The organism is Pseudidiomarina sediminum DSM 21906 (assembly GCF_000423165.1).
GTDB lineage: Bacteria > Pseudomonadota > Gammaproteobacteria > Enterobacterales > Alteromonadaceae > Pseudidiomarina > Pseudidiomarina sediminum.
Map to the genome: position 1 here is coordinate 298,333 of NZ_AUHL01000006.1, position 24,423 is coordinate 322,755.

Consider the following 24,423-nt stretch of genomic DNA (forward strand, 5'->3'; position numbering starts at 1 on the left):
ATTGTCACTGGCGCTCGATGAGCAAATACCCTTTACCGCGATAGGTCACGATAGGGTCTGCACAAGCGTCGTTAAAGCGTAGCTTTCGCCGTAAGCGTGACATCAAAATATCTAGTGCTCGACCTTCTGAGTAGTGTTCTTTGGCATCGACCGCTCGCGCTAAGGTGGTACGGTTGACAACTTTTCCTTGATGACCAATTAAGAGCAGCAGTAAGCGGTGTTCATTGATACTCAATTCACAGCTTAACTCCCCACAGCTTAAGAGGCGATTTTCAGGGTGTAACTGATAACCAAGAAAGCCGAGCGTTGAGTGGCTCTCGTCGTTGTTCGGGGAAAGCCGCCGTAAGAGCGCCTTAATGCGCAAGACGAGCTCTTCAGGATGAATGGGTTTGCAAACATAATCGTCAGCACCACTATTGAAGCCTTCGACGCGGGCCTCCTCTGAGGTACTTGAAGAGATAAAAATCTTGCCAAAGGTATCCTGTTGGGAGCTTTGGAACAGTTCAAGACCGGATCCATCGGGTAAGCCAATATCGGTGATGATAATATCAAATTGCCGTTGGGCAAGCTGCGCCTTGGCTTCAGTCAGAGTGGTTACGGCAACGACTGCAAAGCCAGCATCTCGCAGCTGAAAGGTCAGCCCTTGAAGGAGCCAGTCATCATCTTCGACAAGTAAAAGTTGAGGATTAGCCATAGTGTTGTTCTTCTCGTTGTTGTTGTAACGCTTCAATACTATTGTCGACAAGGTCTTGCAATACGTCTATTAGCACACTTTGCGGCGCGTCGCTCTGCGATAACTGCTCGCAACAGGCAGCCAGCTTTACAAAACCAAGTGTCGCGGCTTTACTGCCAATTTTATGCAACTGCTGCTTTAACTGCTGGGTATCATCCTGCCGTTGAAATGCGAGCAAAGCATGCAACAGACGCTCAAATTCATCGCCTAAATTGGCCATTTTATCGTTGCGCAGCTGTGCGGGTAAAAAATGCGCGATTTGCCAAAACTGTTCTGCATCAAACAGCGTTAGGCTGTTGCAATGATGCGTCAGTGCTAACGCAAGGTCTTCACGAATTAAGGGTTTGTGCAGGACTTGCACGATGCCTGCTTGCAAGGCTTCCGTTTCTATTTGCTGTGACACATTCGCGGTGACAAGAATAACAGGTGGGAGTGGGCGATACTCTTGTTTTAGATCAATAAAGGTGTCGATACCGTTGCCATCGGCAAGGTTAAGATCGAGGAGGACACCATCAAAATAGTGCTGGCGGAGTAACTGTTTTGCCTCGCTAAGCGATGTGACTGTCTGGCTCGAATGTCCCAACTTGCGCAGCAAACCCTGTGCAACGTGTTGGTTGATTTCAATGTCTTCAACAATCAGCAGGTGGAGTGGTTGTAAATGTTCGGCCTGCGGAATTGCTTGTGATTCGCAGGTGGCGAGTTCGAGCTCGAAGGAAAACACACTACCTTTCCCTTCAGAGCTCTGGAGCTTCAGGTTACTTCCAAGGCTTTGTAGGAACTGTTGGACCAGTGCTAACCCAAGCCCGGAACCGATTTGCGACAAACCATGCCAAGCACGGTTAAACGGAGCGAGAATAGAAACGTGTTCGTCCTCAGGAATACCAGCTCCTTGGTCGGTCACCGAGAAACGGTAATGGTTTGCAGTGGTAGGCACCACCGTAAGGTTAACCTCGCCTTGGTCGCTGTACTTAATTGCATTGCCGATCAAGTTATTAAGAACATGGCGTAAATAAGTCACATCGATCATCAGCCACTGGGGGATGGTTTCGGCAAGGGTGACGCTTAGGCGTAAACCTTTTTTATGGGCACTATCGCGATGGTTGGCGACGAGTTCTTCAAGCCAGTCTTTAACTTGCGTGGGCTGAGGCTTGATCAGCTGTTCACCGACATGCTCCACTTCAGCTTGGCGTAATATCAGTTGGTTAATCGCAGAAAGCTCCATGCCCGCGCTGGTAATACGTTCAATGGCGGCTTGTTGGGTTTTATTTTCCAGTTGCGGAGCTAATAATTGCGCTGTACCAACAATGGCATTGAGCGGCGTTCGAAACTCATGACTTAGAAAAGCGAGTAAGTGTTTTTTGCTTTCTGCCTGTTGATTTGCGGCCTGTTGGAGCTGCTGTATCTGCAGGTAGTTACGTTCGTTACTGAGCAAGAAGAACACCACCACCATGGCAAAGCTAATGAAGAAAGGTAGGCCGTGAATCAGCTGAACCAGAATATCGTACAGTTGATCGCCGCGCTGACTTGATTGTGCAAATAGCGCCCACAAGCGGTAGAGCATGAGCCCAATGGCGGTGCCTGCGATGACGTAATAGAGGCTCGCGGCAGCGCGATAGTGGGGCGTCCGACGCGTGACGAACAAATAGGCTAAACAGCCCAAATAGATAATGTAGTTGAGACTAAAAACGATGATACGTGCGGCGAGTGACGGCTCAACATAGGTGAAATAGAAAAATAAAAGGCTGTAGCAAATCAAGCCAACAATGACCGGAGCTCGATACAAAGGGCGCGAAAAAAATGTGAGCAAGCCGACAAGTTGTAATACCATGGCGGCGGCAAACAGGTGGTTCGAGGTAATGACGCCGAACCATTTGGGTGCAACATAAAGCGTACTCGAGGCGATAAGCGCGATAGCGAAGCAAGCGGTACCTAATGACCAAGCGACCACTCCCGGAATGGAGCGGTTGGAGCGGTACAACAACCAGCAAAAAAACAGGCAGAGTACGCACAACACTAGCATTGTAAATGAGTCTAATAAGTATGCGAGCACCCTATGGCCTCCTTGGCGTGCGTGTGCGCCACTGACGATTAGAGCAGATCAGTGATGGTTCTTTACATTGTATACTACGGTGGTAAGGCGTTGATGAAAAGAGGTTTGCCGTAGGAAAAAAGCCCTAGGCAAGTCGCAGCACTAGGAGTAAACGCGTGTTATTAATGATCGATAACTATGATTCCTTCACGCATAACGTGGTGCGGTACTTACGTGAAGTAGGTGCTGTGGTTGAAGTGATTCGTAATGATCAAATGAGTGTGGCGGCGATTGCTGAACTTCCATTGACCGGTATCGTTATTTCACCAGGGCCCTGTACACCTAATGAAGCCGGTATTTCGCTTGAGGTGATCCAGCATTTTGCCGGTAAACTGCCGATACTTGGAGTGTGCCTAGGGCATCAAGCGATCGGTCAGGCATTTGGTGCCAACGTGGTTGCAGCGCAACAGATAATGCATGGAAAAACTTCCCAAATCTGCCATCTCGATACGGGCTTGATGCAGGGCTTACCCAAGCAATTTCGCGTGGCGCGTTATCATTCCTTAGTGGTTGACCTAAATACTCTGCCAAAGTGTCTGGTGGTGGATGCATGGACGGATGATGCTGCGCAAGAAATTATGGCGTTTCATCACCGTGAACTCCCCATTTGGGGCGTGCAATATCATCCTGAAGCAATTGAGACGGAATACGGCCATGCGGTATTCAAACAATTTGTTAATGCCTGTTTAGCACCGCGTTACTAACTATTCACTTGAATAACTCCTTTGTGCATAGTTATGCAGCTAGTTCGCAAGCTTAGCCTAAAGCGCTGGAGCGCCTATTTTTTCTGCTCTGCGGACACGACATCGCCTTTTTTTTCTGCAATAATGACCGCCACTAAACCCATCCGTAATTGCATCCGACTGAGAGGAATTTATGGCAGAACACATGAAAGTTACCCGTGCGACGTTTAATGACGTCATGGTTCCAAACTACAACCCAGCGAAAATGATCCCTGTGAAAGGTGAGGGCTCGCGTGTATGGGACCAAGAAGGCAAAGAGTATGTTGATTTTGCAGGTGGTATTGCAGTGAACTGTTTAGGTCACTGTCACCCTGCGATGGTAAACGCCTTGACGGAGCAAGGTAACAAGTTATGGCATTTAAGCAATGTGTTCACCAATGAACCTGCCATTCGTCTCGCTAAAAAGCTTACCGATGCGACCTTTGCAGAGCGCGTTTATTTCGCGAACTCAGGCGCAGAAGCCAACGAAGCCGCGTTAAAACTCGCGCGTCGTTGGGCACTGGATAAATTCGGTGCTGAAAAAGATCAAATTATTGCCTTCACCAAAGGCTTCCACGGTCGTACTTTCTTCACTGTTACTGTCGGTGGTCAGCCTGCTTACTCAGATGGCTTTGGCCCTAAACCAGGTGCGATTGAGCACGTTGACTACAACGATTTGGCCGCGCTTGAAGCGCAAATGTCAGAGCGTACCTGTGCCGTAATGATGGAGCCTCTCCAAGGTGAAGGTGGTGTGATCAGCCCTGACGCCGACTTTGTCAAAGGTGTACGTGAGCTGTGTGACAAATACAACGCGTTGTTGATTTTTGATGAAGTACAAACTGGCTTCGGTCGTACCGGCAGCTTGTATGCTTATCAACAACTGGGCGTGACGCCTGATATTCTTGCTACGGCAAAAGCACTGGGTGGCGGTTTCCCAATTGGTGCCATGTTAACGACAGCGGCAATTGCTGAGCATCTTAAACCTGGCACGCACGGCAGTACTTACGGCGGCAACCCATTGGCGTGTGCTGTTGCTGAAGCGGTGTTTGATGTTGTCAACACTGACGAAGTACTGCAGGGCGTGAAAGCGCGTGAAGAGCTGTTCAAAACTAAATTGGCTGAAATCAACGAGCGCCACGGTATTTTTAAAGACATTCGTGGTCAAGGTTTGTTGATCGGTGCTGAGTTGAGCGAAGCCTATGAAGGCAAAGCGCGTGACTTTTTGAACGCTGCTGCTGACGAAGGCGTGATGGTCTTGGTTGCTGGTTTGAGCGTGGTGCGTTTTACGCCTTCGTTGATCATTCCAGAAGAAGATGTGCTTGAAGGTTTGGCACGCTTCGAAAAAGCGGTTGCAAAACTCGTCGGTTAAGACGAAACGGAGCCGTTTATGCTAGTCGTACGTCCGATAACGCCGCAGGATTATGCGGCGCTTTATACTTGCGCAGTTGAGTCTGGTTACGGTTTCACCTCACTGCCGGTCGATGAAGGTCTATTGCGCCGCCGCATAGCGCGGGCGCAGGAGGCCTTTGCCCGGGAGCATGTCAGTGAACCGGGCGAAGAGGGCTACCTGTTTGTCATGGAAGATACCGCAACCGGAGAGGTTGTTGGCTGCAGTGGTATTGAAGCTGCGGTTGGGTTGACCGAAGCCTTTTATCACTACCATCTGGGTAAAGTTGTGCATCACTCAAAGAGTCTTGATGTCTACAACGCATTAGAAACCTTGACGCTCTGCAACGATTACACGGGCGTAAGTGAACTTTGCACCTTATTTTTACGCGAACCGTTTCGGGTCAACCAAAACGGCCGCGTGCTCTCACGTTTCCGCATGTTGTTTATGGCGGAATTCCGTGATCGCTTTAGCGATATTGCGATTGCGGAAATGCGTGGGGTTTCCGATGAAAACGGAGAGTCACCGTTTTGGGGCTGGCTTGAGCAACACTTTTTCACCATTGATTTTAATCAGGCTGACTACCTTACCGGTATTGGTGAAAAGAGCTTTGTCGCTGAATTAATGCCGAAATTCCCGATTTACGTGAAAATGTTAGCTCCCGAAGCGCAAGCGGTCATTGGGAAAGTGCATAATAATACGCGGCCAGCATTGCGCATGCTCGAGAGCGAAGGCTTTCATTTCCGCGGTTATGTCGATATTTTTGATGCCGGCCCTACTGTTGAAGCTGAAGTTGCGCATATTAAGAGCGTCCGTGAGAGCCAGCGTTTACCTGTGCGGGTCGGCACGCCTTCGGAAACCGCAACAGCAGTGATTTTGTGTAATACCAAGCTAGCTGACTTTCGTGCTGGTAAAGCCGCGATTGAGGTCGGCGAAGATCATATTGTCGTGTCGCAAGAGGTGGCGGATGCATTGCATCTGCAAGCGGACGACCAAGCTCGTTTTGTCGCGCTCTAAATCAGCGCGCTAGTGGACTCAAGCATAGAGGAACACAGAATGTCAGAACAGAATCTATTTATTAATGGCCAGTGGGTTGCTGGCGAAGGTGATAGCTTTAAATCGATCAACCCTGCGCGCGATGAAGTCGTGTGGGAAGGCCGTTGTGCCAGCGAAGATCAAGTTGATGCCGCAGTCATGGCTGCGCGTAACGCATTCGTAGCGTGGGCGGACCGCTCGTTTGAAGATCGCTTAGCGATTTGTAAAAAGTTTGCCGAATTACTTGAAAGCAATAAGCAACAACTTGCCGAAGTTATTGCTGAAGAAACTGGTAAGCCAGTTTGGGAAACTTTGACTGAAGTTGGCGCAATGATCGGTAAGGTTGCGATTTCCGAGCGCGCCTACCAAGAGCGTACAGGCACCGTTGAGAATCCAATGCCTGCAGCGAAAGCCTTTATTCGTCATAAACCACACGGTGTGGTGGCGGTGTATGGACCTTATAACTTCCCTGGTCACTTGCCAAATGGGCATATCGTGCCGTCGCTATTGGCAGGCAACACCGTGGTCTTTAAGCCGAGCGAAATGACTCCTAAAGTGGCTGAATTTACGGTAAAACTCTGGCAAGAAGCAGGTATTCCTGCAGGCGTGATCAACCTTGTACAAGGTCTGGTCGAAACCGGGAAAGCATTATCGGCGCACTTGCAGATTGATGGTTTGTTCTTTACCGGCTCATCGACTACTGGACACTTGCTGCACAAGCAATTTGCTGGTCGCCCAGATAAAATTTTGGCACTCGAAATGGGCGGGAATAACCCACTTATCGTCAAAGACGTCAGTGATGTTGATGGCGCGGTTCACGATATTGTGCAATCTGCCTTTATCACCTCAGGCCAGCGTTGCACCTGTGCGCGTCGTCTGTTTATTGAGCGTAGCGCCAATGGTGATGCCATTTTGGAACGCTTGTTGGAAGTGACTAAACAAATTCAAGTGGGCGATTATGCTGCTGATCCACAGCCATTTATGGGCGCGATGATTTCTGCAAAAGCGGCCAATGATATGGTGAAAGCGCAAAATGATCTCGCTGAGGCTGGCGCCAAGGTATTGGTTCGCATGCAGCAAAAAGATCACCACTTAGGCTTTGTTACACCAGGTATCCTCGATGTGACCAATGTTGAAAAAATGCCTGATATTGAGCACTTTGGTCCGTTATTGAAAGTCTACCGCTACACTGATTTAGACGCTGCGATTGCTGAAGCGAACAACACCAGCTTTGGTTTGTCAGCGGGCATCTTGTGTGATGAAGAAGCAACGTATCGTTACTTCTTTAAGCATATTCGTGCCGGTATTGTTAACTGGAACAAACCGATCACTGGTGCGAGCAGTGCAGCACCATTTGGTGGTATTGGTGCCAGTGGTAACCATCGTGCGAGTGCCTACTACGCCGCTGATTACTGCGCATACCCTGTGGCCTCGGTTGAAGCTGAGCAAGTGGTTATGCCGGAGAAGCTAGCACCAGGTTTAGATTTCTCGAAGAGTGAGGGGTAATCCATGGCAGCAGCAATGCAAGCGACGGTCGAGTGGCAGAACGGTTTAGTTTTTAAAGCGACCTCGGGTACTGGACACGAATTGGTGATGGACGGCAACAAAACAGTTGCCGCTTCACCGATGGAGTTGGTGTTAGCCGCCGCCGGCGGTTGTGCTTCGGTTGATGTGGTAAGCATTTTAGAGAAAGCACGCCAACAGGTGACCGGTTGCCGTTGTGAGGTTGCTGGTGAGCGCGCCGATGCTGTCCCTGCGGTGTTTACCAAAGTGCACTTACACTTTGTGGTGACAGGGCATGATGTTGCTGAAAAGCATGTTGAACGTGCGGTCCAGCTTTCTGCGGATAAATACTGTTCGGTTGCGAAAATGCTTGAAGCATCGGTAACCATTACCCATAGCTACAGTATCGAGCAGGCCAACTAGGTGAACTACCGTCATAGTTATCATGCCGGCAACTTTGCCGATGTGTTAAAGCACGCCCTGCAATGGGTGTGCTTGTCCTATTTGCGGCAAAAAGAAAAGCCGTTTTGGTTGCTTGATACCCATGCGGGCATCGGTATGTACGACTTGCTGGGTGAGCAAGCAACAAAAACGGGCGAGTGGCAAGAAGGCATTGCCCGCATTCTAGCCGCAGAGCAGGTGCCAGCAAGTATTCAGGGCTATGTTGAGACGATACAAGCCTTGAATGATGATGCAAGCTTGCGCTGGTATCCTGGCTCGCCTTATCTGGCTGCAGCGCAGTTGCGTGCACAAGATCAGCTGGTTTTGTGCGAGCTCCACCCTGAAGACGCCCAGTCATTGCTGGAAAATGTGCAGCAGGGCTTTCCGCAGCGTGGACAAATTAAGGTCGAGACACAGCGCAACGGTTATGCAGCCTTAAAAGCGTTAACACCACCACCGATTAAACGCGGAATGGTGCTTATTGATCCTCCGTTTGAACAACCTGATGAGTTTGCCCAGATTGTGCGCGCTTTGGCAGAAGGCACACGGCGTTGGGCGAACGGTACTTATGTGGTGTGGTATCCGATTAAAGACCCGCTGGCGATCGGTGAGTTTCACCAGCAGGTTGCTGACTTACCTCAGGTCGATAAGGCTTTTGCGGTAGATCTATTGGTGCGTGCACCGGTGGATGCGAAAAAGATGAATGGCTGCGGCATGCTGTTTGTGAACCCGCCGTACGGGGTACTACAGCAACTTAATCCATTACTTGATTTCTTGTTACCCCACCTCGCCCAAGATCGTGGTGCTGAGTGGCAGGGACGTTGGCTGGTTGGTGAGCAAGCTTAACGCTTGAGCCAACCAGGCTTACCGCCGTGCTGTTTGGCAAACATCATTTCTTCAATTAGCGGCGCTAAAATCAATTCCATCGCAAACACCATCTTGCCGCCCGGAACCACTAAGGTATTCATGCGCGACATAAATGAACCGTCGATCATTTGTAGGTAATACGGGAAGTTGACGTTGCGCATGCCGCGAAAACGAATTACCACAAAGCTCTCATCCAGTGATGGAATATCTTTAGCACTAAATGGGTTTGAGGTATCAACCGTAGGCACGCGTTGAAAGTTAATATGTGTACGAGAGAACTGCGGCACAATATGGTGAATGTAGTCCTCCATACTGCGGACGATACTTTGTGTGACGGCTTCACGACTGTGACCACGCTCGGCGGTGTCGCGTAACAGCTTTTGAATCCATTCCAAGTTAACGATGGGCACCATACCAATAAGCAAATCGACATATTGCGAAACATCGTGCTTTTCGGTTACAACACCTCCGTGAAGCCCCTCATAAAAAAGTAAGTCAGTGGCTTCTGGAAGAGGCTCCCATGGCGTGAAGGTGCCAGGCATTTGGTGATAAGGAACGGCGTCATCAAAATTGTGTAGATAACGACGTACCTCGCCTTGGCCAGATGCACCGTATTCGCGAAACAGCGCTTCGAGGCGATCAAAAGCATTGGCCTCAGGGCCAAAGTAGCTAATGTGACGGCCTTGCTCTTGCGCTTTACGAATGGCGACGTCCATTTCTGGACGGGAGTAGCGATGGAAGCTATCGCCTTCGACACAGGCTGCAGTGATATTCTGCGACCGAAAAATATGTCGTAAGGCCTGACTAGTTGTCGTTGTTCCGGCTCCAGAAGAACCCGTTACCGCAATGATTGGATGCTTTACCGACATGCGAACTCCGTTAATAATTGAATAATTGTTATACGGGCTCGCAACCGAGTGGTCAAGTAACGCCGGTGTTAGTAATGGGGAGGGACTTCATCCGCTGGGTTTGTCGATGACGGGTCATCGTTGCGCTCTTGTAGCTGTTGAAAGCGCTCACCAAGCAGCTTGAGCTTATGTTCGAGCTGTTGAATTTGATGGAATTGTTGGGTCACCAATTGATTCAAGGTTTCAATGGTATCGTCTTGAAAGGCGACGCGACTTTCAAGGTCTGCAATTTGTGTGATGATTGCGTTAGTGTGCTTTTCAGCCATAGGCAAATGCCCCACTTTATGTGTAGTATAGGAACCGCAACGCATTAGACCCTGTTAACAGCAAGAATTCAATCTTGGAGTAAAAGGAATGAGTTATTTAAAGAAAACATTTGCGATCAGCATCATTGCGCTCGCAATTTCTGGATGTACACAAGAAAAACAAGAAGCGTATCCAGTTTCTGAACAGGTGCCGACCGAAGAACAAGCAAAAATGGCTTATGCACTGGGTGCATCTGTAGGTACGTTCGTTGGCGGCAACCTTGATGAACAAGATAAAATGGATTTCGTTCTTGATCGTCAATTGGTCATCGCTGGCTTTGTTGATTCATTAAAAGACACTTCTAAGTTATCTGATGAAGAAACTGAAGAACTGTTGATGGCCATGCAGAAGCAGTACACCGAATTGAAAACCTCTAAGCTAGGTGCGGCGTCACAAGCTGAAGGTGATGCTTACCGTGAAGAAAATGCGGCCAAAGACGGCGTGCAAGTGACCGAGTCTGGTTTACAGTACGAAGTGCTTACCGCAGGTGAAGGTGGTGCGAAACCAACTGCCGAAGACGTGGTTGAAGTGCACTATGAAGGCACCTTGATTGACGGTTCTGTATTCGACAGCTCTGTTGAGCGTGGCAAACCAGCCGTATTCCCTCTCAACCGCGTGATCGCCGGTTGGACCGAAGGGGTTCAGTTGATGAGCGTAGGTGATAAATACCGTTTCGTTATTCCACCTGAACTAGCTTACGGCGATCGTGAAGTGGGTAATGGCGCGATTCCACCAAAATCAACTTTGGTTTTCGAAGTTGAATTGTTGGACATCAAAGAGAAGCCAGAACAGCCTGCAGCTGATGTCGAAGTTGAAGGCGAAGGCGAAGCGAACCAAGGTTAAGGTGCGCTGCGAGAAACAAAAAAAGCCGCTTGTAGAAGCGGCTTTTTTTATGGGGTATTAGAGTAACCGGTGCTGCTCAAGCGCGTGGAGCAGTCGATCTTCAAACTCCATCCGTAGCTCTAGCGCCTCACCAAGTGAGGAGAGCTGCTGATCGAAACCATTGAGCTCTTCACCGTCGTTCAAGTCACCGTATGCGTCGTTGAAATCGAGCGCGATCACTGTTGTGTCACTGATTAGAGGGAAGACATCTTCAGCCAACTCCTGTGTTGCTTTTGGCGCATCGGTACAGTTTGAGATGATACGGTCGTAGATCTCAAAATGACCTGCGGAAATGTAATCCATGAGTAAGCCACAGAAATTACGAATGTCGCGCGTTGCTGGTAGTGCTTGACTGTCGCGCTCATAGGGCGGAAGTCCTGCCAATTTAAAGTAGTCGATCAGGAGACTTTGGCGTTCATGTAACCAGGTATCAATGGCGGTATGAGCTCCTCCCCATCGCTGCTTCGCTTGTTCTTGTTTCTTCAGCATGGTTGTCCCCCCTTGTTTGTGCATAGAGTCAATCTTCCGATGATGCTAAGCTAAGGTCAACCGTTTTTATTGCATAGTAAGTGATTCCCTATGACCAAACCTTATCAACGCCCGTCTGGCGATGAGCCAGCATGGTGGTTTATTTGTTCCGCGGGTGAATTGATTCTCACCGAGCACGCCTTACCCCCACATGGTCGTAAAGATGACCTGCCGCTGCCAGATATTGATGAGTATCAAGTGGTGTGGTTAGGAGAGTTGCGCGAGCGTAGCTGCTACCTCGTCGTCGCCGATCTCAATGATGATGCGTTCGCAGCTTTGGGTGACTTCAGTTCGTTGCGTGCGCTGATTGATGCGCAAGATGATGAGCTCTTCATGATGGCAGCACGGGCGAAACAAGTAACCGAGTTTTTGACCACCCATCGCTACTGTGGGCGCTGCGGTACGCGGATGCAAGCGGTGGATTGGGAGCTAGCGATGCAATGTCATGCCTGTCAACATCGCTGTTATCCACGTATTTCGCCGTGCATTATTGTCGCGATTCGAAAGGGAGACCAGATCTTGCTGGCGCGTGGCGAACGCCATCGTCCAGGTTTGTACTCGGTACTCGCGGGCTTTGTTGAGGCGGGTGAGAATTTGGAACAAACCGTGGCACGTGAAGTCATGGAAGAAGCTGGTATTAAAGTAAAAAACGTCCAGTACCTTTGCAGTCAGCCGTGGCCGTTTCCAAACTCATTGATGATGGGCTTCACTGCGGAATGGGCCGAAGGTGACCTACACTTTGACCCCTTTGAACTTGAAGATGGTGGTTGGTATCGCTTTGATGCGCTGCCAGATATTCCGCAACAGGGAACAATCGCAAATAAATTGATCCATGCCGTAAAAAAGCAAATAGATCGAGAATCAGGTGCGGGAGACTGATAGAATAGCGCGCACTTATTAGCTAGCTGAATTAAGGGTAGTCGAAACACGATGAGTACTTTGCAGAATGATCTCTACTTGCGCGCCTTATTGCGCGAACCGACCGAACGTACGCCGATTTGGATGATGCGCCAAGCAGGGCGTTATTTACCTGAGTACCGTGCGGTACGTCAGCAAGCCGGGGATTTCATGGCGTTGTGTAAGAACGCTGAGTTGGCCTGTGAAGTAACCTTACAGCCACTGCGCCGTTTCCCTTTAGATGCGGCAATCTTGTTTTCTGACATCTTGACCATTCCGGATGCGATGGGGTTAGGGCTTTACTTTGAAGCCGGTGAAGGTCCTAAGTTTGAACGTCCCGTGCGTGATATTAAAGCGATTGAAAAGCTTGGCGTACCCGATCCAGAGCAAGAGCTTGGCTATGTGATGAACGCGGTTCGTACCATTCGTCATGAATTACACGGTAAAGTCCCCTTGATTGGCTTTTCGGGGAGCCCGTGGACGCTGGCGACCTATATGGTCGAAGGTGGCAGCACCAAAAACTTCAGTTTAGTGAAGAAAATGATGTTTGCTGAGCCACAAGCCATGCATTTATTGCTCGATAAACTGGCTCAGTCGGTCACCAGCTATTTGAACGCGCAGATTGCTGCGGGTGCACAGGCGGTGATGATTTTCGATACTTGGGGTGGGGTGTTGAGTCCGCGTGACTATCGCGAATTCTCGTTGCGTTATATGCAGCAAATCGTTGACGGCCTTACCCGTGAAGCGGACGGTCGCCGTGTACCGGTCACTTTGTTTACCAAAAATGGCGGTGCGTGGTTAGCTGATATGGCGGCAACAGGTGTAGATGCGCTTGGGGTTGACTGGACCACTGACCTTGCTGATGCCCGTTCGCGCGTTGAAGATAAAGTTGCGTTGCAAGGTAACATGGACCCGAGCATGTTGTATGCGTCGCCACAGCGTATTGAAGAAGAAGTCGCTACGATTCTCGCAAGCTACGGGCATGGGCATGGCCATATCTTTAACCTTGGTCACGGCATTCATCCAGAAGTCGATCCAGAGCATGCTGGCGCCTTTATTGAGGCTGTACATAAACTAAGCCCTGCGTATCACCGTTAATTTGCGGTAGACCTCAAACTATCGGCGGTAAGCGGTGCTGCCGCCGATGCTCATCACGTTACAATATTGCCCTATTTTTTCAAATTCCTTAACAAGGGATCTCCGAGGGGCATGTTGTGACCAAGCTTTTTAATCCTATTTCACTCGTCGTAGTCCTCCTCGCAGTTGCTGCGGTCTACTTTAGTTTTCTCCATACACCAAGCGTTGAAGAACAGCGTCCGCAGCGCGCGGTCCCGGTAAAAGTGACCGAGGTTGTCAAACAACCGTTTCGCGACATTATTGAGTCTTTAGCAACCGCCCGCGCCAACGAGTCGGTAATGATTACCGCACAAGCGCAAGATAAAGTTGTCGCGGTTCACTTTGATGACGGTGACACGGTTGCGACCGGGCAATTACTGGTCGAGCTCGATGCTCGCGAAGAGCAGGCGCGCGTCCAAGAGTTAAAGTTCCGTCTTGCCGAGGCCTCTCGCCAATATCAACGCCTACAAGACCTACGCAAGCAAAATGCCGCATCGGCGCAACAAGTTGAAGCACAAGATGTGGTGGTGAAAGAGATTGTCGCCGCCTTAGAAGTTGCGGAAACCCAGTTGGCGCAAAAGCGAGTACTGGCACCTTTTGATGGCCGTTTAGGTATTCGTCAAGTGAGTCTTGGCTCGTTGGTGACGCCAGGACAGCAAATCACCACTTTGGATGACATCACGCCGATCAAACTTGATTTTAATGTACCAGAATTGTTCTTTGCCAGTTTGGCCGTGGGACAAACGGTGACGGCCATCAGTGGTGCGTATCCAGAGCATGAATTCAAAGGCACCATCCGCAGTATTGATTCTCGTGTAGACCCGGTGACGCGTTCGATTCTGGTGCGCGCGGAAGTTTCCAATAGTGAAGGGTTGTTGCGTCCAGGAATGTTGCTCCGAGTGCAATTGCTCCGGAGTGTCGATACCGTGATGCAATTGCCTGAACGTGCGATTGTGCCGTTAGATAGCCGCCATTTTGTCTACGTGTTGAATGACGACAACACGGCGTCACAGCGACAGGTCTCTATTGGACGTCGTCGCCCAGGTATGGTTGAGGTTATTGACGGCTTAGAAGTAGGCGAACGTGTGGTAACTGACGGTATTGTGCGGATGCGTGATGGCATTGCTGTGACCGTGAAGGAGGGCTAAGTCATGTTGCTCTCAGATGTCTCGGTAAAACGTCCGGTTTTTGCCACGGTTATTAATATCTTACTGATTGTTTTTGGGATTGTTTGCTTCAGCATGTTGCCGTTGCGTGAATACCCAGATATCGACCCACCCATTGTCTCGATCAGTACCAGCTATCCTGGCGCTTCGGCAGAAATTGTGGAAACGCAAATTACGCAAATTATCGAAGACCGTATCAGTGGTATTGAGGGCATTAAAAATATCAGCTCTAGCAGTCGCAACGGACGCTCATGGATCTCGATTGAGTTTACCCTTGATCGTGATGTTGATGCTGCTGCAAACGATGTGCGTGACCGTGTCTCACGAGTTTTGGATAACCTTCCGGAACAAGTTGATCCGCCGGAAGTGTCAAAAGCCAACTCTGATGAGTCGACGGTGGTTTGGTACAACCTACGTAGCGAGAACTTAAACATTCTCGAGCTGACCGATTATGCCGATCGTTACATCGTCGACCGCTTGTCTGTGGTCGATGGCGTCGCACGAGTGAACCTTGGCGGCGAACGTCGTTATGCGATGCGGGTGTGGCTTGACCGTGACGCCATGGCCGCCCGTGGCATTACCGTGACCGATATCGAACAGCGCTTGCGCGCCGAAAACGTCGAGCTGCCAGCCGGTGAGGTCGAGTCGGTTGACCGTGAGTTTAGTGTGCGCGTGGCGCGCACCTATCTGACGCCGGAGCAGTTTAAGTTACTCAGTATCAGCCGTGGGGATAACGGTCAGTTGATTCGTTTAGGAGATATTGCTCGCGTCGAAATGGGCTCCGAAGACGACAAAACTGAGTTCCGCGGTAATGGTATTAACATGATTGGTATCGGCGTGATCAAGCAGTCGAAAGCCAACACCCTCGAAGTGGTGGAGAATGTTCGACGGGAAATCGAGAACATTCAACGTACGTTGCCTGAGTCGATGTTTATTGTGCCAAGTTATGACTCGTCAATTTTCATTAAAGGTTCGATTGATGAGGTTTATAACACCTTAATTATTGCAATGGCGTTGGTGGTCGTTGTCATTTATCTGTTCCTCGGCAACATTCGCGCAACGCTGATTCCTGCCCTGACAGTGCCGGTCGCCATTATTGCATCTTACATCGCCCTTTTTGCCATGGGTTTCTCGGTCAACTTGCTGACCTTGTTAGCCTTGGTACTGGCGATTGGTCTGGTGGTCGATGACTCGATTGTGGTACTGGAAAATATTTATCGCCGCGTTGAAGCTGGTGAACCGCCTTTGCTCGCTGCTTATCGTGGTGCGCGCGAGGTCGGTTTTGCGGTTGTGGCGACCACCTTAGTGCTGATTTCGGTGTTTGTGCCGTTGGCGTTTCTAGACGGCAATATTGGTCAGTTGTTTACTGAGTTTGCCTTAGCGATTGCAGCGGCAGTGCTCTGTTCAAGTTTGGCGGCGCTGACCTTATCGCCGATGCTAAGCTCGAAAATTTTACAGCGCCGTGAACGCACCAGCCGTTTTGGGATTGCCGTGGATCGTTTCTTCAACCGTGTTGAAACAGGGTATGGGCGTTGGCTCAAGCGAACGATGGCGTATCCTTGGCTGGCGGTCGTGTTGGTGGTATTGGCGGGTACTTTGTCGTACAGCTTATTAAAGCTTGTGCCACAAGAATTTGTGCCGCCGGAAGACCGTGGCACTTTCTTTGTCATGGTACGGAGCGCCGAAGGTGCCAGTTTTGAGTCAAATGCCGCACATATGCGTGAAATTGAAGCGCTCTTGTTGCCCTACCTCGATGAAGGCAAGATTGACCGCTTATTGATTCGCTCACCGGGCTGGGGCAGTTCAGCGGGGGTTGCGATTGTCGGTGCGGTACCATTTGCCGAGCGCGATTGGAGCACCTTCACCTTAATGGATGAAGTTAGTCAAAAACTCAACCAAGTTGCAGGTGTACGCGGCTTTGCGTTTATGCGTAGTGGTATTTCTGGGGGGAACGGCCGGCCCGTGCAATTTGTGTTGCAGGGCAATACGTATGAACAGCTTGCCGCGTATCGCGACATCGTGATTGAAGAGGCGAGTAAGAACCCTAATTTGTTAGAGCTTGATAGCGATTTCAAAGAGACCTTGCCACAGCTGCTGATTCGTATTGATCAAACGCGTGCTGCCGACCTTGGCGTGTCGGTGGGGGACATTGGCCGTACGCTGGAAACCATGCTTGGCGAGCGGCGGGTTACCACCTACCTCGATCGTGGTGAAGAGTACGATGTTATTTTGGAAGGTGAACGTTCGGATTATCGTGATCCCTCTGCGATTGACCAGATCTATGTGCGTTCAGATGCGACAGGGCAACTGATTCCATTGTCGAATTTGGTAACCATTGAGGAGCGCGCGACGTCTGGCGTGTTAAACCGCTACAACCGGATGCGTAGTGTCACCATTGAGGCGAATTTAGCGGAAGGCTACTCCCTCGGTGATGCTTTGGCGTATTTAGAAACCATTGTGCATGAGAAGCTGCCTGAAGACGTGTCGATTGATTACAAAGGTGAGTCGCAGCTGTACCAAGAAAGTGGTAACTCAGTCATTTTTGTCTTCATTTTGGCATTACTGGTGGCGTATTTGGTGTTGGCTGCGCAGTTTGAGAGTTTTATTCATCCCTTGGTGATCATGCTAATGGTGCCGGTGGCGATTCTAGGTGCGGCAATAGGGCTCTACTTTACCGACTTAACGCTCAATATTTATAGCCAAATTGGTATCGTGATGCTGATTGGCTTGGCGGCGAAGAACGGTATTCTGATTGTGGAGTTTGCCAACCAGTTACGCGACGCCGGTTACAGCTTCGATGACGCGGTTAGTAAAGCGTCACAACAACGTTTACGCCCTATCGTGATGACGGCGTTTACTACCTTGATGAGCTCGCTGCCGTTGATTTTAGGGTCAGGTCCTGGTGCGGAAAGTCGGATGGTGATTGGTACGGTGATCTTCTGCGGTGTTGCACTATCGGCATTCTTAACGATGTTCGTGATCCCCGCGCTGTATTCGGTACTGGCACGCAACACCACGTCGCCGATGGCACTCACGCATGAGCTTGATGCCTTAGCGGCACAGCATCCGACACGGCAAGAGGAACCGCATTAGTCGATAGGATAAAGTTCTTGGGGCGCCATTGGGCGCCCTTTGAGTATATTGCGCGCAGCCGCAGGGTGATTACAAAAAATCCCATCAACTCCCATGGCATCGAGCTCAAGAATATCTTCGGGCTCATCGACGGTAAACACAAAGACCTTTAAACCACGTTGATGTGCGTCGTCGACAAAGGCTTGGGTCACAAAATCGACGTCGATATGTACTGACCATGCGTTGAGCTGGGCAGCAAAGGCTGCATAATCGAGCGGGCAAGCGGTAGTGAGTGCGCCGAGGTATTGTGCGGGATGATCGTCCTTAAGTTGCTTTAACCAGTGATGATTAAAGCTTGAGACCAGCAGTTGCTCATTGCGAAAACCATGTGCCGTGACAGCATGACGTAAATGACGTGTGAGCCCGCGCGTGATATCTGCGCCTTTGAGTTCAATATTGACCAAACAACGCCCGGCAATAAACGCTAGCGCCTCATCGAGCGTTGGTACTGGCTGCTGACCAAAGACTTTTAACTTGCGAACTTGCGCCAAAGTCAGGTCTTGTAAGCGTCCTGGATGGGCTGTTAAACGGGTAAGATAACGGTCGTGGAAGACAATCCACTCGTCTTGCAGGGGGTAAATATCAAGTTCGATGCCATCCGCGCCAGCATCGAGCGCCCGACCAAAAGCACTCAGGGTATTTTCTGGTGCTTCAAAACTGGCGCCGCGATGGGCAAGGATGAGCATGCCGTGGGCCTTACTTAATCGTCGATCTCACCAAGTATTTCACCCATCCGTGTGACGCTACCTGGTTCAAGATCATCATCAAAATCGATGGCATCTTCTGGAAAGGTCAGAACGACCGTGGAGCCGAGTTTAAAGTGGCCCATCTCTTCGCCTTTCTTCAGTTGGATCGCGTTATCACCCGACGCTGGATAATCCCAACTATGCACATGTGCACCCGTTGGAGGCGTCACAGTGCCAGCCCAGACAGTACCGATGCTTGCGACAATAGTGGCACCGACGAGCACCATCGCGAAGCGGCCGAACTCACCGTCGAAAATCGCGACAACGCGCTCGTTACGGGCAAAAAGGTTGGGCACATTGGCTGCCGTCAGAGGGTTCACAGAAAAGAGGTCACCAGGAACGTAAATCATCTTCCGCAAGGTGCCATCGCACGGCATATGAATGCGGTGGTAGTCTTTGGGTGCCAAGTAAATGGTGGCGAACTTACCATTCCGGAACGGGTGGGCGTCACGCGGGTCACCGCCGAGCAACTCAGTCAGGCTATAGTCGTGGCCTTTGGCTTGGAAGATACGTCCGTCATCAATGTTACCGAGCTGGCTCACCGCGCCATCAACCGGGTGTGCGAGTTGATCGTCGTCTTGCGCCAACATGGGGCGTAATCCTGGTTTTAGGTAGCGCGTGAAAAACTCATTAAAGGTTTTATAAGCTTTAGGACTTTCGTGTAGTGCTTCGCTCATATCGATTTTATAGGTGCGGATAAACCAGCGGATAAACAGCTGGGTAAACCAGCCTGCACGTGCCGCGGCAAACTTACCGACCAAACGCGATAACGCGTGTTTAGGGGTAAGGTACTGCGCCTTAATTTTTACGTCGTCCCAATTCACTTTTTACTACCTCGTGGTATCGCTCGTGATGGCTTGTTACTTGCCATTGATTCTATGATCTTGTGGAAATTGTACAACCGAAGTGTGTGTAAATCACCTGATTCTGCTGCGTCTTGTAGCGCGCAACCGGGGTCTTGAGGCTGATGTTTACAATCACGGAATTTACATTGGCCGAGGAACGGACGGAAATCGGTATAGCACCACGCTACTCGGCTTTCTTCCAAGTGCCATAAGGCAAACTCACGAATCCCTGGCGAGTCGATCAGGTAACCGCCCTGTGGCAACGGGTATCGGGTTGCCACCGTGGTGGTATGCTGACCCAAACCTGAATTGGTAGAAATGGCACCAACATCTGCATTAATGTTTGGCAACAGCGCATTCACTAGCGACGATTTTCCTACGCCTGATTGTCCTACCACAATAGAGACATGATCTTGCAATAAGGTCTGAATGCTATCCAAACCACCTTGGGTGGTCGCGCTGACCATCAGTACTTGGTAGCCGATGTCGCGATACATCGCTAGCGTGGTCGTGATGTCATGCTGGACTTCTTCAGGTTGTTCGGCAAGCAGATCGGCTTTATTTAAGACGATAATGGGGGTAATCCCAATATCTTCACAGGCGACAATATAACGGTCAATAATTTGACTGGAAAACGCAGGTAGGACACTGGAAACTACCAAAATTTGATCGATATTGGCCGCAACGGGCTTAATACCATCGTAGTAGTCAGGGCGGCTGAGGAGTGACTGGCGCTCTTGGACCGCTTCGATGACACCTTGCTCACCTTGTTCCAGTTGGTTCACAAAACGCCGCCAGACCACATGGTCGCCGCAGACTAAACTTTCGATACTACGACGAATATGGCAGCGGAAAGGCTGATCATCTGCGCTCGCGACAATTGCGTGCTGACCAAAACGACTCACAATAACGCCGGTTTCTGCAGCGGCTAAGTTGGCATCATCAATCTCTGCGGCAATCTCGACTTGCTGCAGACGTTTTTGCTGATTAGCGCGCACGCGCCGTAGCTGGCCTTTGTTTAGTTTCCTATGTTTCCCCACAGGGCTCCTTACTTCAATCACGCGATGGTCTCGTCTGTATTCTACAATATTCTGCGCCATGAGTTGTGTCTAAGCGTCGAATTTCGCACAATAGGTCTAAATTTCTAGGTAAAGGCAGTGAACATGAGTGCTACAGCGGACCGTTTGATTTGGATTGATCTTGAGATGACGGGCCTAGATCCCGAGCATGACGTGATTATTGAAGTGGCAACGATTATTACCGACCAACAATTGAATGTGTTGGCCGAAGGCCCAGTGATTGCAGTACATCATAGTGACGAAGTTCTGGCGCGTATGGATGACTGGAATGTCCGCACGCACACTGGGTCAGGCTTGGTGGCGCGGGTGCAGAGCAGCAATCATGACACAGCAAGCGCTGAACAGCAGACGCTGGCCTTCTTAGCGCAATGGTGCACGCCGGGTAGCTCACCTATTTGCGGCAATAGTATCTGCCAAGATCGTCGCTTTTTGGCACGTTACATGCCTCGCTTAGAAGCGTTTTTCCATTACCGCAACCTAGATGTTTCGACGGTGAAACAACTCGCGAAGTATTGGGCGCCTGAAGTTGCTGCCGGCGTGAAAAAGCAAGGGACACATACGGCTTTGGCTGATATTCGTGAGTCGATCGATGAATTGCAGCACTATCGTGCACACTTTTTCGACATTCAATCGTGATAACCCTAAAAATCGGTTGCAAAGCGCGGCGAATTCAGTAAAATTCGCCTCCGTTGTCGCAAATGACAGCGCTGAAGTTGATGCGGGAATAGCTCAGCTGGTAGAGCACAACCTTGCCAAGGTTGGGGTCGCGAGTTCGAATCTCGTTTCCCGCTCCAAACTTCAACTTCGAATACCTTTCTTGATGCGGGAATAGCTCAGCTGGTAGAGCACAACCTTGCCAAGGTTGGGGTCGCGAGTTCGAATCTCGTTTCCCGCTCCAAATTTTTAAGCTACGGTCAGTAGCACATCCACCAAACGTTCAGTGCCATGTCGAATTGGATCGACACAAGGTAGTCCTAGACGTTGCTCGACTTCTGCACAATACGCTTGCGCTTCAGTTTCACTCACAGACGACGTATTGACCGCGACACCAATCACTTTTGCCGCAGGGTTAGTCATCCGTGCCATCTGTTCATTGAGGGCAATGGTTTCTTCTAAGCTCGGCAATGGACGGTTATCGATAGCGCGCATACTACTGCGACCTAGCGCATGACAGACAATGAGCGCGTCGGCTTGAGCGCCGTGCAATAAGCCTAAACTGACGCCGGCAAAGGCAGGGTGATAAAGCGAGCCTTGGCCTTCGATGATGTCCCAATGCTCTGCCGTATTGGCAGGGGCCAATTGCTCGACTGCACCGGCAATAAAGTCGGCGACCACGCAGTCCACCGCAATACCTTCACCGGCAACTAAGATGCCGCTTTGCCCTGTGGCACGAAAGGTGCTTGGTACCTGTCGCTGTTGCAAGGCCCGCCAAATACTTAGCGAAGTGTACATTTTGCCAACGGAACAGTCGGTTCCAACTGTAAGTAGGCGCTTACCTTCCCGTTGATAGCCTTTGCCAGTGCGCAGGCGTCCAGATGGATGGCGAATATCGTGGAGCTGGCGGCCGAACTCGGCAGCGGTTGCAACCAATTCTGGATAGTCAGTGAGGCGGTCATGCAAACCACTAATGACATCTAAACCTGCCCGTAAGGCGTGCTGAATCATCGGTAGCCAATTTGGATCTAAGTGGCCCCCGCTGTTGGCAAAGCCAAGCACGAAACTTTTTGCACCTTGCTGAGCCGCTTCGTCAATGGACATTTCTGGGCAGCCTGTGGTGACGGTACAGCCCGGTAAACGGTATTCACCAATACATTTTTCTGGGCTCCAATCGGCAGCACTGCGTGCCATTTTGATACTCAATGGGTCCTGAGCATCGCCGATGAAAAGTAAGTAAGGGGTAGCAAGGTTTTGCATGGTTATAGGTTCCATCAAATGACGATGTCGCAAAGCTTACCGCGACCAGCGCAAATAGCTAATGAATAAGCGAGGGGAAGGTATAACCTTAGGTTATTAAGTCAGTCACAGCGCCACGCAAGTAAGGTAAAAAACTCTGGGTCACTTTCGCCAGAGGCTTGTCGGTTAAATGCAAGGCCCGGATCGGGCAGTGCAGCGGTGGGTCAAGATCTGCCATGGCGACTGACGCGGCCGGGTTACCTAGTGCCGAGAGCGTATCGATAACGCAGCAGCCCAGTCCGCGAGCGACTAAACGGGCGGCGATGAAGTAAGTGTCCACTTGCTGTGTACTTTGCGGTGTTAGCTGCGCTTGTTCGAGTTGCTGCCAGATCAGTTGGCCGACAGGGCCGCTGTCAAAAATATCGATCAGTGGGTGCTGAACCAGCGTATGCCAACTTAGTTGCTGGGGGCGTTGTGGAAAAGTGTCCACGGCATAGAGAGCTCGAATGGGCACATCGGCAATAGCAATGGCGGTGAGCGCTGGGTAGTGTGGCGGGGCAAAGCCGATGGCGAGGTCGGCTTTGCGCTGTTGTAGGGTCGGTAAAATTTCATCATGATGCACGGTTTGAACACGAAAGCGCACGCCCGGATGTTGACGCTGGAACGCAGCAATAGCGTCAGGCACCACATTAAAACCAAGCGCTGGGGTGATGGCCAAATCAATAGTGCCCTGAGCATCACGGCGTAAGTTTTGTGCCAAGCTTTGTACGCCTTGCAATTGGCGGTACAGCAACTCGATTTCTGGGAATAACGTATGGGCTTCAGCGGTCGGGAGCAGCTTGCCACGTTCACGTTTGAACAAGGCAAAGCCGAGTTGCTGCTCAGCATGAGCGAGGGTTTTTGATACCGCCGGTTGGGAGATATGTAATACTTGTGCTGCTTGGGTCAAGGAGCCGGTGAGGTAAATAGCATGAAAGACTTCAATATGACGAAGACGCATGGACGTTTGGCCCTTAAACCTACAAAATGAAACAATAAGTGCATCATCCTAGCTGACGGAGAGAAATTGATCTACATCGCTCATAGCTTTGCGCTGCCCTCGTTAGTGCCTGCCTTGTCGGCAGCGCTACTCCCAAGTGAGCAGCTTCAGGCCGAAAGTTATCAAAGTCCACAGCGTGCGTTACAGTATTTGGCGGGGCGCGGACTGTTACGCTGGTTGGTGTGTCAAACCCAAGCCGTTGCGGCGGAGCAGGTTGTGATCACACGGGCAGAGAATGGTGCACCGCTATTGACGATCAAAGGCGAGCCTTGGTCTTGCTCCATTAGTCACAAGTCGGGTGCAGTGATGGTGGCCTATACTCGCCGAGGAACCTTGGGCATTGATATCGAAGAAATGCGCTTACGAAAACGTCATGAAGAGCTTATCGATGCGTTTGCTGAAGGTTTTATGCGCGGTGTTTCGGTGGCTGACCGCGCGCAGTTTTATCAGCGTTGGACGCTCGCCGAAGCAGTGACTAAAGCGCGTCAAGGTAAGCTGCTGGCAACCTTACGAGAGGCGCCGGAACAGTACTTAGCGCAGGCGAGGTTTGTCGATGAGGCGCAGCATATGTTGTGTATTTATGCGGCGAAGAGCGTCGGTGACGGCCGCAGCCAGTGGTGGCAAGTGACCGTCACGGATACACAGCAGTTATTTATCAGCGAAGTGCGCTAGGTCAGCTTTTAACGCCGCCCCGGCAATAAAGGTGCCGGCACCGCATTGATATTCGCTGTCACTGGCAAATTCGTTGTGTTTATAGTTCGAACGGATATTCACAACCGCATCGTAGCCTTGTTTTTGGGCGGCGTCTTGCAGCACTTTCAATGCCGATAACATAACCCAGCGACAGGCTTCTTCATCGGACTTGTTGAAGGCGTTGGTTTTACGACTGGTGGTCACTTCTTTTGAGCGCTCGACTTCCGGGTGCGACTGGCCCGCAAAGTAAATAGGGACATCGAGCAAGACACTTTTGGCATCTGCGGAGTCAAGTAATTCTTGCAGTGGCAGGGTCAGTACGTCATCGCGAGCCTGCGCCGCGCTTGCGAATAATGTCAGTGCGAGAACTGCAACGAATGCTTTAAATTTCATGTGTATTTCCTTATAGCTAGGGG

Annotated in this window: 24 protein-coding genes and 2 tRNA genes; 15 read left to right on the forward strand and 11 right to left on the reverse strand. The window is 50.5% G+C overall.

Annotated elements, in window-relative coordinates; genetic code table 11:
• Positions 1-4 precede the first annotated feature (4 nt).
• Together G535_RS0103030 and G535_RS0103035 are read right to left on the reverse strand one after the other, a co-directional pair.
• Positions 5-694, reverse strand: coding sequence for a response regulator transcription factor (locus tag G535_RS0103030; RefSeq protein ID WP_026860710.1), 690 nt, complete (start codon positions 692-694; stop codon positions 5-7).
• Positions 687-2,783: an ATP-binding protein gene (locus tag G535_RS0103035; protein ID WP_026860711.1), complete on the reverse strand. Its 2,097-nt coding sequence runs from the start codon at positions 2,781-2,783 to the stop codon at positions 687-689. The genes G535_RS0103030 and G535_RS0103035 overlap by 8 nt, the downstream gene beginning before the upstream one ends.
• Positions 2,784-2,938: 155 nt before the next feature.
• Between G535_RS0103035 and G535_RS0103040 the strand changes: the two genes are divergently transcribed.
• The 6 genes from G535_RS0103040 (at position 2,939) to G535_RS0103065 (ending at position 8,756) form a co-directional block, all read left to right on the forward strand.
• The gene (locus G535_RS0103040) at positions 2,939-3,526 is read left to right on the forward strand and encodes an anthranilate synthase component II (RefSeq protein ID WP_026860712.1); all 588 of its coding nucleotides are present in this window, start codon (positions 2,939-2,941) and stop codon (positions 3,524-3,526) included.
• Between the two features lie 184 nt (positions 3,527-3,710).
• Positions 3,711-4,913, forward strand: a complete 1,203-nt coding sequence (locus G535_RS0103045; RefSeq protein ID WP_026860713.1) for an aspartate aminotransferase family protein — start codon at positions 3,711-3,713, stop codon at positions 4,911-4,913.
• An 18-nt stretch (positions 4,914-4,931) separates the two neighbouring features.
• Positions 4,932-5,948, forward strand: a complete 1,017-nt coding sequence (gene astA / locus G535_RS0103050; protein ID WP_026860714.1) for an arginine N-succinyltransferase — start codon at positions 4,932-4,934, stop codon at positions 5,946-5,948.
• A gap of 39 nt (positions 5,949-5,987) precedes the next feature.
• Positions 5,988-7,472 (forward strand): succinylglutamate-semialdehyde dehydrogenase, encoded by a 1,485-nt coding sequence (astD, locus tag G535_RS0103055; protein ID WP_026860715.1) that lies wholly within the window; start codon positions 5,988-5,990, stop codon positions 7,470-7,472.
• A gap of 15 nt (positions 7,473-7,487) precedes the next feature.
• Entirely contained in the window at positions 7,488-7,892 is a 405-nt protein-coding gene (locus G535_RS0103060) for an OsmC family protein (RefSeq protein ID WP_026860716.1), read from the forward strand.
• The gene (locus G535_RS0103065; RefSeq protein ID WP_026860717.1) at positions 7,893-8,756 is read left to right on the forward strand and encodes a 23S rRNA (adenine(2030)-N(6))-methyltransferase RlmJ; all 864 of its coding nucleotides are present in this window, start codon (positions 7,893-7,895) and stop codon (positions 8,754-8,756) included.
• Here the strand turns inward: G535_RS0103065 and G535_RS0103070 are convergent.
• Positions 8,753-9,646, reverse strand: coding sequence for a phosphoribulokinase (locus G535_RS0103070; RefSeq protein ID WP_026860718.1), 894 nt, complete (start codon positions 9,644-9,646; stop codon positions 8,753-8,755). The genes G535_RS0103065 and G535_RS0103070 overlap by 4 nt on opposite strands.
• A 68-nt stretch (positions 9,647-9,714) precedes the next feature.
• Complete coding sequence (locus tag G535_RS0103075; protein WP_026860719.1) at positions 9,715-9,951, reverse strand: SlyX family protein; 237 nt, start codon at positions 9,949-9,951, stop codon at positions 9,715-9,717.
• Between the two features lie 88 nt (positions 9,952-10,039).
• Here G535_RS0103075 and G535_RS0103080 point away from each other — a divergent pair, with 88 nt between their 5' ends.
• Positions 10,040-10,834 (forward strand): BamJ family beta-barrel-assembly machinery protein, encoded by a 795-nt coding sequence (locus G535_RS0103080; RefSeq protein ID WP_026860720.1) that lies wholly within the window; start codon positions 10,040-10,042, stop codon positions 10,832-10,834.
• 57 nt (positions 10,835-10,891) lie between these two features.
• Here the strand turns inward: G535_RS0103080 and G535_RS0103085 are convergent, their stop codons facing one another.
• Positions 10,892-11,362, reverse strand: coding sequence for an Rsd/AlgQ family anti-sigma factor (locus G535_RS0103085; RefSeq protein WP_026860721.1), 471 nt, complete (start codon positions 11,360-11,362; stop codon positions 10,892-10,894).
• Positions 11,363-11,452: 90 nt separating this feature from the next.
• On the opposite strand from G535_RS0103085, the gene nudC reads away from it, so the two are divergent.
• The 4 genes from nudC to G535_RS0103105 all read left to right on the forward strand — a co-directional run bounded on the left by nudC (position 11,453) and on the right by G535_RS0103105 (position 17,673).
• Entirely contained in the window at positions 11,453-12,280 is an 828-nt protein-coding gene (gene nudC / locus G535_RS0103090; protein ID WP_026860722.1) for an NAD(+) diphosphatase, read from the forward strand.
• A gap of 51 nt (positions 12,281-12,331) precedes the next feature.
• Positions 12,332-13,396: a uroporphyrinogen decarboxylase gene (hemE, locus tag G535_RS0103095; protein WP_026860723.1), complete on the forward strand. Its 1,065-nt coding sequence runs from the start codon at positions 12,332-12,334 to the stop codon at positions 13,394-13,396.
• A gap of 116 nt (positions 13,397-13,512) precedes the next feature.
• Positions 13,513-14,562 carry an efflux RND transporter periplasmic adaptor subunit gene (locus tag G535_RS0103100; protein WP_051206928.1) on the forward strand — a complete coding sequence of 350 codons (1,050 nt, stop codon included), beginning with the start codon at positions 13,513-13,515 and terminating at the stop codon, positions 14,560-14,562.
• Positions 14,563-14,565: 3 nt separating this feature from the next.
• Entirely contained in the window at positions 14,566-17,673 is a 3,108-nt protein-coding gene (locus G535_RS0103105) for an efflux RND transporter permease subunit (protein WP_026860725.1), read from the forward strand.
• On the opposite strand, the gene G535_RS0103110 is transcribed toward G535_RS0103105, so the two are convergent.
• Genes G535_RS0103110 through rsgA form a run of 3 tightly spaced genes read right to left on the reverse strand, consistent with a single transcriptional unit; the run spans position 17,670 to position 20,343 of the window.
• Entirely contained in the window at positions 17,670-18,398 is a 729-nt protein-coding gene (locus G535_RS0103110; protein ID WP_026860726.1) for a glycerophosphodiester phosphodiesterase, read from the reverse strand. The genes G535_RS0103105 and G535_RS0103110 overlap by 4 nt on opposite strands.
• 14 nt (positions 18,399-18,412) lie before the next feature.
• Entirely contained in the window at positions 18,413-19,282 is an 870-nt protein-coding gene (asd, locus tag G535_RS0103115; RefSeq protein WP_026860727.1) for an archaetidylserine decarboxylase, read from the reverse strand.
• The gene (gene rsgA, locus G535_RS0103120) at positions 19,279-20,343 is read right to left on the reverse strand and encodes a small ribosomal subunit biogenesis GTPase RsgA (RefSeq protein ID WP_026860728.1); all 1,065 of its coding nucleotides are present in this window, start codon (positions 20,341-20,343) and stop codon (positions 19,279-19,281) included. Before rsgA ends, asd begins: the two co-directional genes overlap by 4 nt.
• A 123-nt stretch (positions 20,344-20,466) precedes the next feature.
• On the opposite strand from rsgA, the gene orn reads away from it, so the two are divergent.
• From orn to G535_RS0103135, 3 genes are all read left to right on the forward strand, one after another.
• On the forward strand, positions 20,467-21,018 hold the full coding sequence (gene orn, locus G535_RS0103125) for an oligoribonuclease (RefSeq protein WP_026860729.1): 552 nt from the start codon (positions 20,467-20,469) through the stop codon (positions 21,016-21,018).
• A gap of 82 nt (positions 21,019-21,100) precedes the next feature.
• Positions 21,101-21,176: transfer RNA gene (locus G535_RS0103130), tRNA-Gly, on the forward strand.
• A gap of 28 nt (positions 21,177-21,204) precedes the next feature.
• Positions 21,205-21,280: transfer RNA gene (locus G535_RS0103135), tRNA-Gly, on the forward strand.
• A gap of 5 nt (positions 21,281-21,285) precedes the next feature.
• Here G535_RS0103135 and dgcN read toward each other — a convergent pair.
• Positions 21,286-22,296, reverse strand: a complete 1,011-nt coding sequence (gene dgcN, locus G535_RS0103140) for an N-acetyltransferase DgcN (protein ID WP_034727408.1) — start codon at positions 22,294-22,296, stop codon at positions 21,286-21,288.
• Between the two features lie 88 nt (positions 22,297-22,384).
• Complete coding sequence (locus G535_RS0103145) at positions 22,385-23,275, reverse strand: LysR family transcriptional regulator (RefSeq protein WP_026860731.1); 891 nt, start codon at positions 23,273-23,275, stop codon at positions 22,385-22,387.
• 66 nt (positions 23,276-23,341) lie between these two features.
• On the opposite strand from G535_RS0103145, the gene G535_RS0103150 reads away from it, so the two are divergent.
• Positions 23,342-23,986, forward strand: coding sequence for a 4'-phosphopantetheinyl transferase family protein (locus tag G535_RS0103150; protein WP_026860732.1), 645 nt, complete (start codon positions 23,342-23,344; stop codon positions 23,984-23,986).
• On the opposite strand, the gene G535_RS0103155 is transcribed toward G535_RS0103150, so the two are convergent.
• Positions 23,963-24,400 (reverse strand): excinuclease ABC subunit A, encoded by a 438-nt coding sequence (locus tag G535_RS0103155; RefSeq protein ID WP_026860733.1) that lies wholly within the window; start codon positions 24,398-24,400, stop codon positions 23,963-23,965. The genes G535_RS0103150 and G535_RS0103155 overlap by 24 nt on opposite strands.
• Positions 24,401-24,423: the final 23 nt, after the last annotated feature.